The sequence below is a fragment of the Ornithinimicrobium carbonis genome (assembly GCF_050703245.1).
GTDB lineage: Bacteria > Actinomycetota > Actinomycetes > Actinomycetales > Dermatophilaceae > Ornithinicoccus.
Genome location: NZ_CP192647.1, coordinates 382,616 through 400,038 on the forward strand (window position 1 = coordinate 382,616; position 17,423 = coordinate 400,038).

Genomic DNA, 17,423 nt, shown 5'->3' on the forward strand with positions numbered 1-17,423 from the left:
ATAGGCTCAACTTCGGGCCGGTTGTCATCTCCAGAGTCCTTTTCCCGATCCACCGTGAGGTAGGAGTCCCATGGATCTGTCCCTGACCACCAAGGCCCAGGAGGCCCTGTCCACCGCCGTCCGCGACGCCGCCGCCGCCGGTCACGCCCAGGTCGAGCCGGCCCACCTGCTGCGCGCCCTGGCCCAGCAGGGCGAGACCACGACCGCCCCGCTGCTGGAGGCCACCGGCTCCTCGGCGGCCATGGCCGCCCAGGCGGCCGAGGGGGTGCTGCGCGGGCTGCCCCCCGCGTCGGGGTCGACGATGGGCAACCCCGGGCTGTCCCGGGCGATGCACGGCGTCGTCAAGGAGGCCCAGGAGGTCATGGGCCGGATGGGGGACGACTTCGTCTCCACCGACCACCTGCTGCTGGCCCTGGCGCGCTCCGGGCAGTTCGCCGTGCTGGACGAGGCCGCCATCGAGGAGCGCATCCCGACGCTGCGGGGCGGCAAGAAGGTCGACTCGGCCGACCCCGAGGCGACCTTCGACGCCCTGGGCAAGTACGGCACCGACCTGACCGCGATGGCCCGCGAGGGCAAGCTCGACCCGGTCATCGGGCGCGACGCGGAGATCCGCCGGGTGGTCCAGGTGCTCTCGCGACGGACCAAGAACAACCCCGTCCTCATCGGCGACCCGGGCGTCGGCAAGACCGCGGTCGTCGAGGGCCTGGCCCAGCGCATCGTGGCCGGCGACGTGCCCGAGTCGCTGCGCGGCAAGACGCTCATCTCGCTGGACCTGAGCGCGATGGTCGCCGGTGCGAAGTACCGCGGCGAGTTCGAGGAGCGGCTCAAGGCCGTCCTGGGAGAGATCAAGGCCAGCGAGGGGCGGGTCGTCACCTTCATCGACGAGCTGCACACCGTCGTCGGCGCCGGCGCCTCCGGAGACTCCTCGATGGACGCCGGCAACATGCTCAAGCCGCTCCTGGCCCGGGGTGAGCTGCGCATGGTCGGCGCGACCACGCTCGACGAGTACCGGGAGAACATCGAGAAGGACCCCGCCCTCGAGCGCCGCTTCCAGCAGGTCTTCGTGGGAGAGCCGAGCGTGGAGGACACCATCGCGATCCTGCGCGGGCTCAAGGAGCGCTACGAGGCGCACCACAAGGTGGCCATCTCCGACACCGCCCTCGTCGCGGCCGCGTCGCTGAGCGACCGCTACATCTCCGGTCGTCAGCTGCCCGACAAGGCGATCGACCTCGTCGACGAGGCGGCCAGCCGTCTGCGGATGGAGATCGACTCCTCCCCGGTGGAGATCGACGAGCTCCAGCGCCAGGTGGACCGCCTGACGATGGAGGAGATGCACGTCAAGAAGGCGGCCGAGGAGACCGACGACGCGGGCTCGGTCGAGCGGCTGCAGCGGCTCCGCGCCGACCTGGCCGACAAGAAGGAGCAGCTGGCGGCCCTCACCGCGCGGTGGGAGGCGGAGAAGTCCGGTCTCAACCGGGTCGGCGAGCTCAAGGCGCGGCTCGACGAGCTGCGCACCCAGGCCGACCGGCTCCAGCGCGAGGGTGACTACGCCGCCGCGTCCCGGCTGCTGTACGGCGACATCCCGGCCGCCGAGGCCGAGCTCGTCGCGGCGCAGGAGGAGGAGGCCCGTGGTTCGACCCCGACCGAGGCACCGATGGTCAAGGACGAGGTGGGCGCCGACGACATCGCCGACGTCATCTCGATGTGGACCGGCATCCCCGCCGGCCGCCTCCTGGAGGGTGAGACCGAGAAGCTGCTCCGGATGGAGGACGTCATCGGCCGCCGGCTGATCGGCCAGCGGGCCGCGGTGCGCGCCGTCTCCGACGCCGTGCGGCGGGCCCGGGCCGGGATCTCCGACCCCGACCGCCCGACCGGGTCCTTCCTCTTCCTCGGTCCCACCGGCGTCGGCAAGACCGAGCTGGCCAAGGCCCTGGCCGACTTCCTCTTCGACGACGAGCGGGCGATGGTCCGCATCGACATGTCGGAGTACTCCGAGCGGCACGCCGTGGCCCGGCTCGTGGGCTCGCCTCCCGGGTACGTCGGCTACGAGGAGGGCGGGCAGCTCACCGAGGCTGTGCGCCGCCGGCCCTACTCGGTCGTGCTGCTGGACGAGGTGGAAAAGGCCCACCCGGAGACCTTCGACATCCTGCTCCAGGTCCTCGACGACGGACGCCTGACCGACGGGCAGGGACGCACCGTGGACTTTCGCAACGTCATCCTCGTGATGACCTCCAACCTCGGCAGCCAGTTCCTCGTGGACCAGACCACGGACGAGCAGACCAGGCGGGAGCAGGTCATGGCGATGGTCCGGGCCGCGTTCAAGCCGGAGTTCCTCAACCGGCTCGACGAGGTGGTGCTCTTCGACGCGCTCAGCCGCGAGGAGCTGGCCACGATCGTGGGGCTTCAGGTCGAGCAGCTGGCCCGACGGCTGTCGGACCGTCGGATCACCCTCGACGTCACCGACGAGGCGGCGCGGTGGCTGGCGGAGCGGGGTTGGGACCCCGCCTACGGGGCGCGTCCGCTGCGGCGCCTGGTGCAGACCGAGATCGGCGACCGGCTGGCCCGCGGCCTGCTCTCCGGCGAGGTCCGGGACGGCCAGGAGGTCGTCGTGGAGGTCGCGGCCGACGGGGACGCCCTCGCGCTGCGGTGACCCCGCCCGGCGGCTGATGACGCCCGGGTGAACGGCGGGGGCGGTTCTTCACCTGTTGTTCACCTGGGTGTCCTACGGTGGCGTCGGCTCGTGGTGCCCGATCGCGTGACCGGGCACCCGGCGCGCGACGGTCACGCCCGTCGTTCCCCCACCCCAGAGAGGTTCTGCGTGCTGGTCCCGCGCCGTGTCCTGGCCGTCGTCCTGGCCACCACCCTCCCCCTGCTCGCCGCCTGCGGCAACGACGACCCCACCGGGATGATCGCCGCCGCCGACGGCGGCACCCTGACCGGTGACCTGAAGGCGTCCGGCTCCTCGGCCCAGGAGGCGGCCATGACCGCCTGGATCGCCGGTTACCAGGGGGAGCAGCCCGGCGTGCTCGTCCAGTACGACGCGATCGGCTCGGGCGGCGGCCGCGAGAACCTCGTCGCCGGGGCCACCGACTTCGGCGGCACCGACGCCTTTCTCGACGAGGAGGAGCGCGAGGCGGTGAAGGAGGTCTGCGGGCCCCGCGGGGCCCTGCACGTGCCGGTCTACATCTCGCCGATCGCCCTGCCCTACAACCTCCCCGGCGTCGAGGACCTGCAGCTGCGCCCCGAGACCCTCGCGCGGATCCTCGACCAGGAGATCACCGGCTGGGACGACCCGGCGATCGCCGAGGACAACCCCGGGGTCGACCTGCCCTCCACCGACATCACCGTCGTGCACCGGTCGGACGACTCGGGCACCACCGAGAACTTCCTCGAGTACCTCGCCGCCGCCGCCCCCGACGCCTGGCCGCACGAGGTCGACAAGGCCTGGCCCGTGCCGGCCGAGGCGGCGCCCCAGAACACGGGGGTCATCCAGGTCGTCGAGGCGACCGAGGGCGCCATCGGGTATGCCGACGCGTCCGTGGTCACCGGCAGCTCGGTCGCGATCGGGGTGGGGGAGGAGTTCGTGGAGTTCTCGCCCGAGGCTGCGGCCCGCGTCGTCGACGCCTCCGAGCCGGTCGACACCGGGCTGGAGGGCGACCTCGCGCTCGACCTCGCCCGGGACACCTCCGCCTCGGGCGCCTACCCGATCGTGCTGGTCTCCTACCACGTGGCCTGCACGCACTACGAGCGGGAGAGACGGGCCGAGCTGGTCCGGGACTTCCTGCACTACGTCGTGTCCGAGGAGGGCCAGCAGGCGGCGGCGCGCGCCGCGGGGTCCTCGCCGATCTCGGACTCCCTCCGCGAGCGCGCGGACGCGCTGATCGAGACCATCGAGGGCGGCTGACCGGCCGTGCGAGCACCGCAAGGACACCCATGACCCCATCCGCTCCGGGACGCACCACGTCCCCGCCGAGCACGCCCCGGGCTCCCCGCCGTCCCGGTGACGTGATCTTCTCCGGCGCCTCGCTCGGCTCCGCGGTCCTCATCCTGCTCACCCTGGCCGGGGTCGCCTTCTTCCTCGCCAAGGAGGCCGTGCCCGCCCTCACGGCCGACCCGGAGGAGGTCACGGGAGGCGCGGGGTTCGGGGCCTACGTGCTCCCGCTCGTCTTCGGCACGGTCGTCAGCTCGGTCGTGGCGATGCTGGTGGCCACGCCGGTCGCGGTCGGGATCGCGCTGTTCATCTCCCACTACGCCCCGCGCCGGATCGGTGCGGCGGTGGGCTTCGTGGTCGACCTGCTGGCCGCGGTGCCCTCGGTGGTCTTCGGGATGTGGGGCCTGGCGGTCTTCGCGCCACGCCTGGGGCCGCTCTTCGGCTGGCTGGAGCGCAACCTGGGGTTCCTGCCGATCTTCGGCGAGGCCTCGGCGACCGGACGGACCCTGCTCACGGCCTCGCTCGTCCTGGCGGTGATGATCCTGCCGATCATCACCTCGGTGTCGCGGGAGGTCTTCCTGCAGACGCCCAGGCTGCACGAGGAGGCCGCGCTGGCCCTGGGCGCGACCAAGTGGGAGATGATCCGCACCGCGGTCCTGCCCTTCGGCATGCCGGGCATCGTCGGAGGCACGATGCTGGGCCTGGGTCGCGCGCTGGGGGAGACCATGGCGGTGGCCATCATCCTGGCGCCGGGGGCCTTCTCCCTGAACATGCTGGGCAGCGGCAACAAGACGATCCCCTCCGAGATCGCCCTCAACTTCCCGGAGGCGGCCGGGCTGCGCCTGTCCGAGCTCATCGCCGCCGGCCTCGTCCTCTTCGTGATCACCCTCGCGGTCAACCTGGTCGCCCGCTGGATCGTGGCCCGCCGGGCGGCCTTCTCGGGAGCCAGCTGACATGCCGACGCCGACCCGCCCCACCCCCCGTCCGGAGCAGCACGGACCGGACGTGCCCGGCCTGCGGGTGGTCCGCGACGACCTCCTGCAGCCCGCCGACCCCCCACCGGGCCGACGCCTCGACGAGGTCGAGGGCCTGGTGATGTCGCCCCTGCGCCCCACGACCCGGGTCCCGGCGCTCGTCGTCGGGGTCGTCGCGGTCCTGGTCGGCGCGCTCACCTGGCTGACCGGGCTCCACCCGGGCGCGGCCGTCGCCCTGGGGGCGGCGACCCACCTCCTGGGGGTGTATGCGGCATACCGCGTCCTGGGAGGGCACCGGGTCGCCGTCGACCACGTGATGGGTGCCCTCGTCCACCTGGCCTTCGCCCTGGCGCTGCTGCCGCTGCTGTCCATCCTGTGGACGGTGCTCACCCTGGGCGCCGGCCGCGGGTTCGACCTGCAGTTCCTGTGGCAGACGATGAACGGCGTCACCGGGGTGCACGACCAGGCCTACGCCGAGGGTCGGGCCGACTTCGTCGGAGGAGCCTTCCACGCGGTCGTCGGCACGCTCGTCGTCACCGGCCTGGCGACCCTCATCTCCGTGCCCATCGGCCTGTTCACCGCGATCTACCTCGTCGAGTACGGCGGCGGCAACCGGCTGTCGAGCGCGATCCGCTTCTTCGTGGACGTGATGACCGGGATCCCCTCGATCGTGGCCGGCCTGTTCGCCTTCGCGTTGTTCGCCCAGATCTTCGGGCTGCGGGACGCGAAGATGGGCCTGGCGGGCGCCGTGGCGCTCTCGGTGCTGATGATCCCCACCGTCGTGCGCAACAGCGAGGAGATGCTGCGCATCGTGCCCCGCGAGCTGCGCGAGGCCAGCCTGGCGCTGGGGGTGCCCCAGTGGCGCACGATCACCAAGGTCGTGCTGCCCACCGCCGCCTCCGGCCTGGCGTCGGGCATCACCCTGGCCATCGCCCGCGTCATCGGGGAGACCGCACCGCTCCTCGTCGCGATCGGCTACGCGCGAGCGCTCAACTGGAACCCGCTCGAGGGCCCGATGAACACCCTGGCGGTCTACGCCTTCTTCATGTTCACCAAGCCGCTGAGCCCGGCCGTGCGCGAGCCCAGCCTGGAGCGGGCGTGGGCCGCCGCGCTGCTGCTGGTGCTCGTGGTGGTGGCCCTCAACCTGCTCGCCCGGCTCATCGCCACCCTGTTCGCGCCCCGGAACGGCCGCTGACCCGTCAGCACCGCTGACCTACGTCGGAAGAGAGAACCTTCGTGTCCAAGCGCATCGACGTCAACGACCTCGACATCTACTACGGGGACTTCCACGCCGTCAAGGACGTGACGATGACCATCGAGCCACGCTCGGTGACCGCCTTCATCGGCCCGTCCGGCTGCGGGAAGTCGACCTTCCTGCGCACCCTCAACCGGATGCACGAGGTCATCCCCGGTGCCCGGGTGGACGGGGAGGTCCTCATCGACGGGCAGAACCTGTACGCCAAGGGGGTCGACCCGGTGGACGTGCGCCGGCAGGTCGGCATGGTGTTCCAGCGGCCGAACCCCTTCCCCACGATGTCCATCAAGGAGAACGTCCTGGCCGGGCTGCGGTTGAACTCCCGGCGGATGTCGGGCCGGGCGGCGGACGAGCTCGCCGAGGGGGCCCTGCGCGGCGCCAACCTGTGGAACGAGGTCAAGGACCGCCTCGACAAGCCCGGCGCCGGTCTGTCCGGCGGCCAGCAGCAGCGGCTGTGCATCGCCCGGGCCATCGCCATCCAGCCCGAGGTCATCCTCATGGACGAGCCCTGCTCGGCCCTGGACCCGATCTCGACCCTGGCCATCGAGGACCTCATCAGCGACCTGAAGACCGACTACACGGTCGTCATCGTGACCCACAACATGCAGCAGGCGGCGCGGGTCTCGGACAAGACCGGTTTCTTCAACCTCAAGGCCACCGGGCAGCCCGGCGAGCTCGTCGAGTACGACAGCACGCAGACGATCTTCAACAACCCCAGCAAGAAGGCGACCGAGGACTACATCTCGGGCCGCTTCGGCTGACGGGTCCTCCCGCAGGGTGGATACTGGCGCGAACGGCCGGAACGGTCGGACGGCGCGAGCGGGAGGCGACGGATGAGGCACGGCGGCACACGGCATACCCCGGTGGTGCTCCCCCTGGTCCTGGGTGCCCTCGTGCTGCTCACGGGGTGCGACGGGTCCTCGGACGGGGCGGGAGCGACCTCGGCGGCGCCCCCCACGGCGCAGGACCGGCTCGCCCAGGCGCGGGACGCCCTCGCCGGGGCGGGGAGCGTGCAGCTGGGGCTGACCGGCACCGACCTGCCCGAGGACGAGCCCAGCTACGTCGTCTCGGCCCAGGGCGCCGGGACGACCGAGCCGCCCGCCTTCGACGGCACCATCACCGTGCGGATGTCCGGCGTGCAGGCCGAGGTGCCCACGATCGCCACCGACGGTGAGCTGTGGGTCCAGCTGCCGTTCGCCCCGAGCTACGTGCTCAGCGACCCCGAGGAGCTCGGAGTGCCGGACCCGGCGACGCTCCTGGACCCGGGGACGGGCCTGGCCGGGCTGCTCGAGCAGACCGAGGACCCGGCGCTGGGGGAGCGGACCCGGGCCGGGGAGGAGCTCCTGCAGCTCGTGGAGGGGACGCTGCCGGGCGAGGAGGTGGTCGGCCTGCTGGGCGCCGGTGACGAGGAGGGCGTCTTCGACGTCGTCTACGGGCTGGTCGAGGAGTCGTGGGAGCTGCGCACGGTCGAGATCAGCGGACCGTTCTACCCCCCGGCCACCTCGACCTACGCCCTCACGCTCGACGGCTACGGCGAGCCGGTCACCGTCACCAGGCCCTGAGGTGGAGCTCGGTCGACGGGCGGCCGGCGACCACCCCTCCCGGGGGCCCGACCGGCAGGCCCCGCCTGCTGCTGGGCGTCGCGGCCGCCGCGGTGGCGCTCGCGGCGGCCGACACCTACGTCGTCGTCCTGGCGCTGACCGACATGATGGCCGGTGTCGGGGTGGGGATCGAGTCGTTGCAGCGGGGGACGCCGATCATCTCGGGTTTCCTCCTCGGCTACGTCGCCGTGCTGCCCCTCATCGGCCGGCTCTCCGACCTGGTCGACCGCCGGCGGATCCTGCTGTGGTGCCTCGTCGTGCTCGTCGTGGGCTCGGCCGTGACCGCCGTCTCCGTCGAGCTGCCCGTGATGGTGGGTGGACGGTTCCTGCAGGGGCTGGGCGGAGGTGGTCTGGTGCCGGCTACCCTGGCCCTCGTGGCCGACCTGTGGCCGCCCGGCCGCCGGGGGGTGCCGCTCGGCGTCGTCGGCGGCGTCCAGGAGCTGGGGGCGGTGCTCGGTCCGCTGCTGGGTGCGCTCGTGCTCGTGGTCGCCGACTGGCGGGCGATCTTCTGGCTCAACGTCGTCCTGGGCACGGTGTGCCTCGTCGGGGTGTGGCGGCTCGGTCCGCCCGGCCGGAGCCGTCCTGCCGACGGACGCCGTCTCCGGCGCGCCGTCGTCGGCCTGCTGACCCTGGTCGCCGCCGTGCTGTCCGCGCTGGCGCTGTGGGCTCCGGAGGCCCTGACGAGCTCGGTCGCCCTGGGCGGCCCGTTCGTGCCCTTCGACCCCGCCTCGGGCTCGCGGGTGCTCACGCCCGTCGGGGCGTCGGCGGCCACCGCCTGGGTGGTGCTGGGCGCCCTCACCGCCCGCCGGTGGCTCCCGCTGCTGCTGCGGGCCGACCTGCCTGGGGCAGCGCTCGTGGCGGTCGCCCTCGGGTCGCTCGTGCTGACCTTCTCCACCGCCGACCCCGGCAGCGAGGTCCTCGGCCCGTGGGGCCGGTGGCTGCTCCCGGTCGGGGCGCTGGCCGTCGCCGGGTCCGTGCTGCGGCAGCGCACCGCCGCGTCCCCGCTGGTCCCCCGCGGCGTGGTGCGGCGCCGGGTCTGGCCCGCGCTGCTGTCCAGCCTGCTCGTCGGGGCCGCGATCGTCGCGGTCGTCGTCGACGTGCCGCTCCTGTCCCGCCTGACCCAGGGCACCGACGAGACGGACGCCGCGCTGGTGCTCGTGCGCTTCCTTGTCGCGGTACCGGTGGGGGCGGTCCTGGGCGGCTGGCTGCTGCGGCGCGTCGGCCCCGCGGTCGTGGCCGCCCCGGCGCTGGCCCTGGCTGCCGTCTCGGTGCTGGCGATGGCCCGGTGGGACCGGGGGAGCCTGGAGGACGTGGTGGCCACGACGCTGCCGCTCGTGGGGGCCGGCCTGGGCGTGGGCCTGGCGATCGCCCCCGTCAACGACGCCGCGCTGGCGGACGCCCGGGCCGACGGACACGGGACCGTCAGCTCCCTCGTTGTCGTCGCCCGGATGGTGGGGATGGTGCTCGGCCTGGCGCTCCTCACCACCTGGGGGCTGCGCCGCTTCCACCAGGAGGTGGCCGGGCTGAGCGACCCGAGCGACGCCGACGCGCTGCTCGACGCCGCCGTCGTGCAGGTCCAGACCGTCCTCACCGGTGCCGGGCTGGCCGCGGCGCTGGGTGCCGTGGTCGCCCTCACCCTGGGGATGCGGCCCGTCGGGGACGCCGGAGAGGACGGTCCGGCCGCTCCGGAGTCCGCGCCCCCCGCGTCGCACGGATCCCCAGGGTCCGCGCCGCCGCTCCGCGGGGGCCGGGAGCACGGCATACCATCGAGACCATGAGTCAGCCCCTCCACCTCGTCGGCGACCCCGAGGCCGACCGGATCCTCACCGAGCACCCGTTCGCCCTGCTCACCGGGATGCTGCTGGACCAGCAGATCCCCATGGAGGTGGCCTTCGACGGACCACGCAAGATCGCCGAGCGGCTGGGCTCGGTCGACCCGGCCACGATCGCGTCCACCGACCCGGAGGAGTTCGTCGCCCTGTGCTCGACCCCGCCGGCCGTCCACCGCTTCCCCCGGTCGATGGGGCAGCGGGTGCACGACCTGGCCGCCGCGGTGGTGCGGGACCACGACGGGGACGCGGAGGCGATCTGGACGCGTGGCGACCCTCACGGCCGGGAGGTCCTGCGGCGGCTGAAGGCGCTGCCCGGCTTCGGCGACCAGAAGGCGCGGATCTTCCTGGCCCTGCTCGGCAAGCAGCGCGGCCTGACCGCCGAGGGCTGGCGCGAGGCGGCGGGGGACTACGGGCGCGAGGGCGTGCACATGTCGATCGCCGACGTCACCGACGAGGGGTCCCTGCAGAAGGTGCGCTCCTGGAAGAAGGAGAAGAAGGCGGCCGCCCGGGCCGGGCGCGGGTGACGGGCCCCCGCCCGGGCCCCGCCGAGCCCCTGCCCGACCGCTCCGGCACCCGCGGCGGCATCTGGGCGGTGCCGGGCATGCTCGCCCTGGCCGTCGTCGCCTTCACCGGGTTCTCCGGGTATGCGGTGCTCCTCCCCGTGGCGCCGCTGTGGGTGGTCGAGGCCGGCTCGGACAGCGCCGGTGCGGGGCTGGTCAACTTCGTGCTCCTGGGGTCCACCGTGGCCACCCAGTTCGCCGTGCCCGGGGCGATCGGCCGGTGGGGGTGGGGCAAGGTCCTCGGTGGCGGGCTGCTGCTGATGGGGCTGCCCTCGGTGCTGCACCTGCTCAGCGGCGACCTGCTCGTCACGCTGCTGCTCTCCGCCGTGCGCGGCGCCGGCTTCGGCGTGCTGACGGTGGCGGGCAGCGCGGCGGCCGTGCTCCTCGTGGACGGCGCCCGCCGGGGCGCGGCGGTCGGGGCCTACTCGCTCTCGTTGTCGGTGCCCAACGTGCTGCTCATGCCCCTGGGCGGCTGGGTGTCCCAGGCGGTGGGCTTCGCGCCGGCCTTCTGGATCGGGGCGCTGCCGCTGGCCGGGGTGCCGGCCGCCGTCGTCCTGGCCCGGCACCTGCCGGACCGCTCGACGCACGACCCGCGCCACCCCGAGGTGACCGGTGCTCCCCCGGGGCGAGGACCTACCTGGCCCTGCTGCCGCCGACGTTCGTGCTGCTTGCGGTGACGCTGGCCGGCGGGGCCATCATCACCTTCGCCCCGCAGCTGGTCGCCGTGCCGTGGCTGGGCGCGCTGGGGCTGTTCGCCATGGGGCTGGCGACCTCGGTCACCCGGTGGCGGATCGGCGGCCTCAGCGACCGGGTGCCGATCGACCGGCTGGTGTGGCCCTTCGTGCTCCTGGCGGCTGCCTCGCTGGCCGGCGTCGCCCTGCTGGTGCGCGAGCCGGTCCAGGCCGCCCAGGTGCTGCCCTGGGTGGTGGCCACCGGCCTGGTGGGGGTCAGCTACGGGGCGCTGCAGAACCTCACCATGCTGCAGGCCTTCGCCGCCGCCGGCCCGCGCCGGGTGGGTGCGGCCAGCGCCGTGTGGAACGCCGGCTTCGACACCGGGACGGCCAGCGGCGCACTCCTGGTGGGGTGGGTCGCCGTCGGGGCCGGCTTCGGCACCGGGATGGGGCTCACCGCGGCCATCTGTCTGCTGACGCTGCCGCTGGCGCTGCTGGGCACCCGCCGACGCTGACCCTCACGCGTCGGTCAGGTCGTGCTCACTGTCGACCTTCCGCGACGCGGTCCGGGCCGGTGCTCGCTGCGCTGCGCTCCGTGTCCTCACGCGTCTGTCAGGTCGTGCTCTCCGTCGACCTTCCGCGACGCGGTCCGGGCCGGTGCTCGCTGCGCTGCGCTCCGTGTCCTCACGCGTCTGTCAGGTCGACGACCACCGGGGCGTGGTCGCTGGCGCCCTTGCCCTTGCGCTCCTCGCGGTCGATGAACGCCCCGTCCACCCGGGCGGACAGGGCCGGGGACGCGAGGCAGAAGTCGATCCGCATCCCGCGGCGCTTGGGGAAGGCCAGCTGGGTGTAGTCCCAGTAGGTGTAGGTGCCCGGTCCGGGGGCGTGGGGCCGGACGACGTCCGTGTAGCCGGCGTCCACGACGGCGGAGAAGGCGGCCCGCTCCGCCGCCGGTGTGGGTGCGGCCCAGGTAGTGCTCGACGGACCACACGTCCTCGTCCGTCGGGGCGATGTTCCAGTCCCCCGTGAGGGCGATCTGGGCCCCCGGCTCCTCGGCGAGCCAGGCCTCGCCCGCCTCGCGCAGGGCGGCCAGCCAGTCCAGCTTGTAGAGCAGGTGGGGGTCGTCCAGGCTGCGACCGTTGGGCACGTAGAGGGACCACACCCGGACCCCGCCGGCCACCGCGGAGATCGCCCGGGCCTCGGTGGTCGCCTCCTGGCCCTCGCCCCAGGTCGGCATGCCCTCGAACCCGACCTGGACGTCCTCCAGGCCCACCCGGGAGACGACGGCCACGCCGTTCCACTGGTGGTACCCGACGTGCGCGACCTCGTAGCCGGCGGCCTCGAACGGCAGGTGGGGGAACTGCTCGTCCTTGCACTTGGTCTCCTGCAGGGCGAGCACGTCGACGTCGTGACGCTCCAGGAAAGCCACCGCCCGGTCGACGCGGGAGCGGATCGAGTTGCAGTTCCAGGTTGCGATACGCACGGGGCCACCCTAGTCGGCGGGGCGGCGCCCACCGGCGGCCCACCGGCGGCCCACCGACGGCCTACGGAACCTCGAGGATCCGCCGCAGCGACCGCCGGTAGCCGGCGGCCACGGCCGGGACGGCCAGCCGGGCCAGGGGCCGTGGCACCCCGGCGGCGCCCACCTCCTGGCGCCACCGCACGCGCGTGCGGCCGGCCCCGTCCGGGGTGAGCCGGGCCTCGATCCGCCCGCGCACGACACGGCCCACCTTGACGACGACGGCCCGGTGCGGCGGGTCCCACTCCCGGACCTCCATGACGTCGTCGAAGCCCACGGGACCCACGGCCGTCCGGGCGACGAAGGTCGAGCCCGGTCGCGGTGGCGGCCCCTGCACCGCGGTGAGCGGGACGGCCCGGGTGTGGCGGTCCAGGTCCCACAACCGCGTCCAGACCTCCTCCGGGGAGCCGGGGACGAGCAGGTCGAGCTCGAAAGAAGGGGCGGGCCACGGGTGGAGCCTAGCGGGGAGGGACGGGCCGGGGGGTGCCTGACGTGCGGGGAGGGACGGGCCGGGGGGTGCCTGACGTGCGGGGAGGGACGGGCCGGGGGGTGCCTGACGTGCGGAGAGGGACGGGACGCGGCGTGCCCTCGCCTACGCTGTCGCCCATGGGAACCGCACTGGTGACGGGAGCCTCGTCCGGGCTGGGGCTGGAGTTCGCACGGCAGCTGGCAGGGCGGGGCCACGACCTGGTGCTCGTGGCCCGGGACAGGGGCCGCCTGGAGACGGCCGCCGAGGAGCTGGCCTCCGCCCACGGAGTCGGGATCGAGGTGCTCGTCGCCGACCTGGCGGACCGGGAGCAGCTGCACGGGGTGGCCGCCCGGGTGGCCGATCCGGACCGGCCGGTCGACCTGCTGGTCAACAACGCCGGCTTCGGCTCGCGCCGAGGTTTCGTCCGTGGGGACCTGGCCGAGGAGGAGCGGGCCCTGGACGTCATGGTCCGCGCGGTCATGGTCCTGTCGCACGCCGCGGGCGGGGCGATGCGCAGCCGCGGCCACGGAGCCGTGCTCAACGTCTCCTCGGTGGCCTCGTTCGCGGTGATGGGTCACTACTCGGCCATCAAGTCCTACGTGACCGTCCTCTCCGAGGCGCTCGCCACCGAGCTGGCGCCCCACGGGGTCACGGTGACCGCACTGTGCCCGGGGTTCGTGCACACCGAGTTCCACCAGCGCGCGGAGATGAACATGTCCCGGTTGCCCGACGCCCTGTGGCTCCAGGCCCCGGACGTGGTGCGCACCGCGCTGGAGGACGTGGCGAGGGGTCGGGTCGTCTCGGTGCCGTCCCTGACCTACCAGGCGATCGTGGGGGTGCTCCGGGTGGCTCCGCGCGGTCTGACCCGGAGGGCGGCCGGTGCGCTCGCGGCCCGGCGCCGCACCAGCGGTGGCGCGACGGGTGGCACGACGGAGGGCCCGGCGGGGTGACCCGCGGGGGCCGGGCGCTGGCCGGCCTGCTGGCGCTCGTCCTGCCCGCCGGCGGCGCCCTCGTCTGGCAGGAGGCCCACCGTCAGGTGCCGCTGCACCAGGAGGGCGTGGTCCGCGACGTCCGTGGCGCCCTCGTCGCCGTCCCCACCGGGGCGACCGGCCCGGGCGGACCGACCCACCTCGCGCTGACCGGTCCCCCCGAGGACCGCTGGCTCGAGGTGTCGCTCCTGGCGGCGCGGGCGGCCCGGGACCAGGTCCGGAGCGCGGGTGGCTGGCAGCCGTCCCCCGACCATCCGCACGGGGCGATGGCGCGCGCGGCGCTGCGGGATCTGCATACCCTCACCGGCCCGGAGGGCACCACCCCCGGGGCCGTCCTCGCCGGAGCCTCCCCGGCCTGGCGGTTCGTCTGGCCGCGCGACGCCTCCTTCGTCGCCGCAGCCCTGGCCCGCACCGGCCACGAGGAGGACGCGCTGGAGGTGCTCCTGCACCTGCAGGACCTCCAGGCGCCGGACGGGTCGTTCCAGGCGCGCTACCGGCCGGACGGCTCGGGCGAGGTCCCCGACGGCAGGCTCCCCCAGGAGGACGGGCCCGGCTGGGCGCTGTGGGCCGTCCGCGTGCTCGCGGAGGAGGCCGGGGAGGACCCGGGCGGCGACCCCTCGGTCCTGCTCGCCGACCTGGTCACCCGGTCCGCGGCCCGGCTGCTGGACCGGGTCGACCCGCGGACCGGGCTGCCCCGTCCCTCGCCCGACTACTGGGAGCGTCCCGAGGAGCGGCTCACCCTCGGGGTGGCCGCGACCGCGCTCATGGGACTGGAGGCGGCCGCGGCCCTCGCGGAGGACGGGCGGGTGCCGCCGGAGGCCTGGGCGGCGGCGCGGGTCGACCCGCAGGCGCTCGGGCCGGCGGCTGCGGAGCTGCGGGCCCGGATCGTCGAGGCGTTCGGCCCGCACTACCCGCGGCACGTCGGTGGTCGTCCGGACGCGGCCGTGACCTTCCTCCTCCCACCGTTCGTCGAGGGGCCGGTGGCCGGCGCCGAGACGGCTCGGCAGCGGGCGCAGCGGCAGCAGGCCCGTCCGGCGGGAGGTATGGCGCCGGGGGCGGGGTGGCGCCGGGACGGGATCTCCTGGACCCCTCAGACCGCCTTGCAGGCGCTCGCCGCCCGGGGCGCGGGTCGGCACGAGGAGGCCGACCGGTGGCTGGACTGGCTGGACCGGCACCGGACGGCGACGGGCGCCCTGCCGGAGAAGGTGCTGCACGACGGCTCACCGGCCGCCGTCGCCCCCCTGGCGTGGACCGCGGCGCTGGTCCTGCTGGCCGTCGAGCGTCGGTAGGGTGCGGGCATGACGCCCCGTGACCGCCTGCTGCAGCTCGTGTCCGACCTGGCCGTGGTGCACGGCCGGGTGACCCTGTCCTCGGGCCGGGAGGCCGACTACTACGTGGACCTGCGCCGCGTCACCCTGCACGGGGAGGCCGCACCCCTGGTCGGCGAGGTCATGCTCGACCTGGTCGAGGACCTGGAGCTGGACGCCGTCGGCGGGCTGACCATGGGTGCGGACCCGGTGGCCACCGCGATGCTGCACGCCGGCGCGGCCCGCGGGCGGCGGCTGGACGCCTTCGTCGTGCGCAAGAGCGAGAAGGCCCACGGCCTGCAGCAGCGCATCGAGGGTCCCTCGGTGCGCGGCCGGCGGGTGCTGGTCGTGGAGGACACGTCCACCACCGGCGGGTCCCCCCTCGCGGCGGTCGAGGCCTGCCGCCAGGCCGGGGCCGAGGTCGTGGCCGTCGCCGTCATCGTCGACCGGGCGAGCGGGGCGCGGGAGCGGCTGGAGCAGGAGGGGCTGGACTACCGCGCCGCGTTCGGCCTCGAGGACCTGGGACTGTCCACTCCCTGACGGGGGCCCCGCCGTTCCGGACGGGGACGGAGGGCCCCGCCCCGGACAGGGCGGCACCCCAGGACGCGAGCGGGCCCCTGCACCTTCCCCGGGTGCAGGGGCCCGCTCGCGTGCGCGTCCGGGACGGGCAGACGCCGGGGACCCGGCCGTACCAGACGTCGTGGTCCCACATCTTGTGGTAGATCACACCGGTGGAGGGGTTCATCGCCTCGTAGATCATGCCGTTCCCGGCGTAGATGCCCACGTGGTAGAAGTTGTTGTAGAAGACCAGGTCACCGGGCTGGGGGTCGGTGACCGGGGTGACGACGGTGCGCTGGTCGCGGACCGTCCGCGGGATGCTGATGCCGTTCTGCTTGTAGACCCACCAGGTGTAGGACGAGCAGTCGAAGGCGTTCGGGGGCGTGCCGTAGAGCACGTAGGGGTAGCCCACGTAGTCCGCCGCGGTGTCCATCAGCGCCGACCGGATCGGGGTCGACGGCGCGGGGGCGGGGGCGGGGGCCGGGGTCGAGGCCGACGGCGCGGTGGACGTCAGGATGGTCCCGCTGATGAAGCGACCGTTGCCCAGGTCGAGCCAGCCGTTGGTCCAGCTGCCGCGGACCTCGGTGCCCTGGCGCATGGTGGTCACCACCGAGTAGTTCAGGCCGGGGCCGGAGCGGACGTTGCCGATCGCCGCGGTGACGTACTGGGTGACGGTCTCGGCGGGGGCCGGGGCCGGGGCCGGTGCGCCACCGGGGTCCCGGTCGGTGAGGACCGACGGGGCCATGTACTGGGTGCTGCTCATCCGGAGCCAGCCGTTGGAGGCCAGCGTCCCCGTGACCTCGGCACCCTGGGTGCGGGCACCCACGATGGAGTAGGACGTGGACGGGCCCGAGCGGACGTTGGCCGCGGGCACGCTCACCCAGCGGGTCACCTGGGTGGAGCTCACCGGCTCCGCCGGGGCCGAGGGGCCCTGCGCCGTGAGGATCGTGCCGCTGACGAACCGGCCGTTGCCCAGGTTGAGCCAGCCGTTGGTCCAGCTGCCGCGGACCTCGGCGCCCTGGCGCATGGTGGCGACGACCGGGTAGCCCAGGCCGGGGCCGGAGCGGACGTTGCCGATCGCGGCGGCCATGTACATCGTCACCGAGGAGAGGACGAGGTCGTGGGGGTGGGGTCGGTGCTGGTGAGGACCGAGGGGTGCATGTACTGCGTGCTGCTGATGCGCAACCACCCGTTGGACGTCAGGGTGCCGCTCACGGCGTTCCCCAGGGTCTTGGTGGTGACGACCCCGTTGCTGAGGCTCGGACCGGAGCGGACGTTGGCCACCGGCACGCTGACCCAGCGGGCGACGGTGGCGGGGTCGTCGGTCGAGGGGGTCAGCGGGACCGTGGGGAGGGGGGTGGTCGGCAGCGCCGGGGGCAGCGGGGTCCGCGGCACCTGGGGCGCAGGCGCGGCCTGTGCGGTGGGGGCCAGGGCCACGACCGGGGCGGTCGCAGCGGTGACAGCGATCAGCGTGCGGGACAGGCTGCGCGTGCGCGTCGTCATAGAGCTATCCATCTAGGTCGGGGGACAAGGACCAGTCGGGGGGCAACAACCGCTCGAGGGGGCGAGCACGAGCAGTGAACAACCGTTCCCCAGCGTGGGTCAACCTGTGCTGACCTGCGCGAGTATGGTTTTCCTGGGAACCACAAGCATGTAACTTTGTGATGTTGGTCACAACCGAAGGGGTGAAGCCGCAGGTCAGCCCGAATATCACACCGGTGTGACTCCGGCGGACTGCGAATTCCCGCCCGTCACAG

Annotated in this window: 17 protein-coding genes; 13 read left to right on the forward strand and 4 right to left on the reverse strand. The window is 74.0% G+C overall.

Annotated features, from left to right (window positions below; genetic code table 11):
- Positions 1-70: 70 nt before the first annotated feature.
- The 10 genes from ACQ95T_RS01950 to ACQ95T_RS01995 all read left to right on the forward strand — a co-directional run bounded on the left by ACQ95T_RS01950 (position 71) and on the right by ACQ95T_RS01995 (position 11,339).
- On the forward strand, positions 71-2,650 hold the full coding sequence (locus ACQ95T_RS01950; protein ID WP_431473459.1) for an ATP-dependent Clp protease ATP-binding subunit: 2,580 nt from the start codon (positions 71-73) through the stop codon (positions 2,648-2,650).
- Positions 2,651-2,818: 168 nt separating this feature from the next.
- Complete coding sequence (gene pstS / locus ACQ95T_RS01955) at positions 2,819-3,904, forward strand: phosphate ABC transporter substrate-binding protein PstS (RefSeq protein WP_425938932.1); 1,086 nt, start codon at positions 2,819-2,821, stop codon at positions 3,902-3,904.
- A gap of 29 nt (positions 3,905-3,933) precedes the next feature.
- Positions 3,934-4,884 (forward strand): phosphate ABC transporter permease subunit PstC, encoded by a 951-nt coding sequence (pstC, locus tag ACQ95T_RS01960; protein WP_425938934.1) that lies wholly within the window; start codon positions 3,934-3,936, stop codon positions 4,882-4,884.
- Position 4,885: 1 nt separating this feature from the next.
- Entirely contained in the window at positions 4,886-6,100 is a 1,215-nt protein-coding gene (gene pstA / locus ACQ95T_RS01965; protein ID WP_425938936.1) for a phosphate ABC transporter permease PstA, read from the forward strand.
- A gap of 41 nt (positions 6,101-6,141) precedes the next feature.
- On the forward strand, positions 6,142-6,921 hold the full coding sequence (pstB, locus tag ACQ95T_RS01970) for a phosphate ABC transporter ATP-binding protein PstB (RefSeq protein WP_425938937.1): 780 nt from the start codon (positions 6,142-6,144) through the stop codon (positions 6,919-6,921).
- A 72-nt stretch (positions 6,922-6,993) separates the two neighbouring features.
- Positions 6,994-7,722, forward strand: a complete 729-nt coding sequence (locus ACQ95T_RS01975) for an LppX_LprAFG lipoprotein (protein WP_425938939.1) — start codon at positions 6,994-6,996, stop codon at positions 7,720-7,722.
- 92 nt (positions 7,723-7,814) lie between these two features.
- Complete coding sequence (locus ACQ95T_RS01980) at positions 7,815-9,539, forward strand: MFS transporter (protein ID WP_431473460.1); 1,725 nt, start codon at positions 7,815-7,817, stop codon at positions 9,537-9,539.
- Entirely contained in the window at positions 9,536-10,117 is a 582-nt protein-coding gene (locus ACQ95T_RS01985; RefSeq protein ID WP_425938942.1) for an HhH-GPD-type base excision DNA repair protein, read from the forward strand. The genes ACQ95T_RS01980 and ACQ95T_RS01985 overlap by 4 nt, the downstream gene beginning before the upstream one ends.
- Entirely contained in the window at positions 10,114-10,830 is a 717-nt protein-coding gene (locus ACQ95T_RS01990) for an MFS transporter (RefSeq protein ID WP_431473461.1), read from the forward strand. Before ACQ95T_RS01985 ends, ACQ95T_RS01990 begins: the two co-directional genes overlap by 4 nt.
- Positions 10,827-11,339: a hypothetical protein gene (locus ACQ95T_RS01995; RefSeq protein WP_431473462.1), complete on the forward strand. Its 513-nt coding sequence runs from the start codon at positions 10,827-10,829 to the stop codon at positions 11,337-11,339. Before ACQ95T_RS01990 ends, ACQ95T_RS01995 begins: the two co-directional genes overlap by 4 nt.
- An 86-nt stretch (positions 11,340-11,425) precedes the next feature.
- Here ACQ95T_RS01995 and ACQ95T_RS02000 read toward each other — a convergent pair whose 3' ends face one another.
- Positions 11,426-12,307, reverse strand: a complete 882-nt coding sequence (locus ACQ95T_RS02000; RefSeq protein ID WP_431473463.1) for an exodeoxyribonuclease III — start codon at positions 12,305-12,307, stop codon at positions 11,426-11,428.
- 61 nt (positions 12,308-12,368) lie between these two features.
- On the reverse strand, positions 12,369-12,725 hold the full coding sequence (locus tag ACQ95T_RS02005; protein WP_431473464.1) for an SRPBCC family protein: 357 nt from the start codon (positions 12,723-12,725) through the stop codon (positions 12,369-12,371).
- Between the two features lie 224 nt (positions 12,726-12,949).
- Between ACQ95T_RS02005 and ACQ95T_RS02010 the strand changes: the two genes are divergently transcribed.
- Genes ACQ95T_RS02010 through pyrE form a run of 3 tightly spaced genes read left to right on the forward strand, consistent with a single transcriptional unit; the run spans position 12,950 to position 15,648 of the window.
- Positions 12,950-13,762, forward strand: coding sequence for an SDR family NAD(P)-dependent oxidoreductase (locus ACQ95T_RS02010; RefSeq protein ID WP_425938950.1), 813 nt, complete (start codon positions 12,950-12,952; stop codon positions 13,760-13,762).
- Positions 13,759-15,090, forward strand: coding sequence for a glycoside hydrolase family 15 (locus ACQ95T_RS02015; RefSeq protein ID WP_431473465.1), 1,332 nt, complete (start codon positions 13,759-13,761; stop codon positions 15,088-15,090). Before ACQ95T_RS02010 ends, ACQ95T_RS02015 begins: the two co-directional genes overlap by 4 nt.
- 9 nt (positions 15,091-15,099) lie before the next feature.
- Positions 15,100-15,648, forward strand: coding sequence for an orotate phosphoribosyltransferase (pyrE, locus tag ACQ95T_RS02020; RefSeq protein WP_425938953.1), 549 nt, complete (start codon positions 15,100-15,102; stop codon positions 15,646-15,648).
- Here the strand turns inward: pyrE and ACQ95T_RS02025 are convergent.
- Together ACQ95T_RS02025 and ACQ95T_RS02030 are read right to left on the reverse strand one after the other, a co-directional pair.
- On the reverse strand, positions 15,545-16,762 hold the full coding sequence (locus ACQ95T_RS02025) for an NlpC/P60 family protein (protein ID WP_431473885.1): 1,218 nt from the start codon (positions 16,760-16,762) through the stop codon (positions 15,545-15,547). The genes pyrE and ACQ95T_RS02025 overlap by 104 nt on opposite strands.
- A gap of 2 nt (positions 16,763-16,764) precedes the next feature.
- Positions 16,765-17,169: a hypothetical protein gene (locus ACQ95T_RS02030; RefSeq protein WP_431473466.1), complete on the reverse strand. Its 405-nt coding sequence runs from the start codon at positions 17,167-17,169 to the stop codon at positions 16,765-16,767.
- Positions 17,170-17,423 lie beyond the last annotated feature (254 nt).

Coding starts and splice junctions, on each gene's coding strand:
- ACQ95T_RS01950 (WP_431473459.1), top strand. CDS start 71: ATGGATCTGTCCCTGACCACCAAGGCCCAGGAGGCCCTGTCCACCGCC.
- pyrE (WP_425938953.1), top strand. CDS start 15,100: ATGACGCCCCGTGACCGCCTGCTGCAGCTCGTGTCCGACCTGGCCGTG.
- ACQ95T_RS01985 (WP_425938942.1), top strand. CDS start 9,536: ATGAGTCAGCCCCTCCACCTCGTCGGCGACCCCGAGGCCGACCGGATC.
- ACQ95T_RS01975 (WP_425938939.1), top strand. CDS start 6,994: ATGAGGCACGGCGGCACACGGCATACCCCGGTGGTGCTCCCCCTGGTC.
- pstA (WP_425938936.1), top strand. CDS start 4,886: ATGCCGACGCCGACCCGCCCCACCCCCCGTCCGGAGCAGCACGGACCG.
- pstC (WP_425938934.1), top strand. CDS start 3,934: ATGACCCCATCCGCTCCGGGACGCACCACGTCCCCGCCGAGCACGCCC.
- ACQ95T_RS02010 (WP_425938950.1), top strand. CDS start 12,950: ATGGGAACCGCACTGGTGACGGGAGCCTCGTCCGGGCTGGGGCTGGAG.
- ACQ95T_RS02025 (WP_431473885.1), bottom strand. CDS start 16,762: ATGTACATGGCCGCCGCGATCGGCAACGTCCGCTCCGGCCCCGGCCTG.
- ACQ95T_RS02030 (WP_431473466.1), bottom strand. CDS start 17,169: ATGACGACGCGCACGCGCAGCCTGTCCCGCACGCTGATCGCTGTCACC.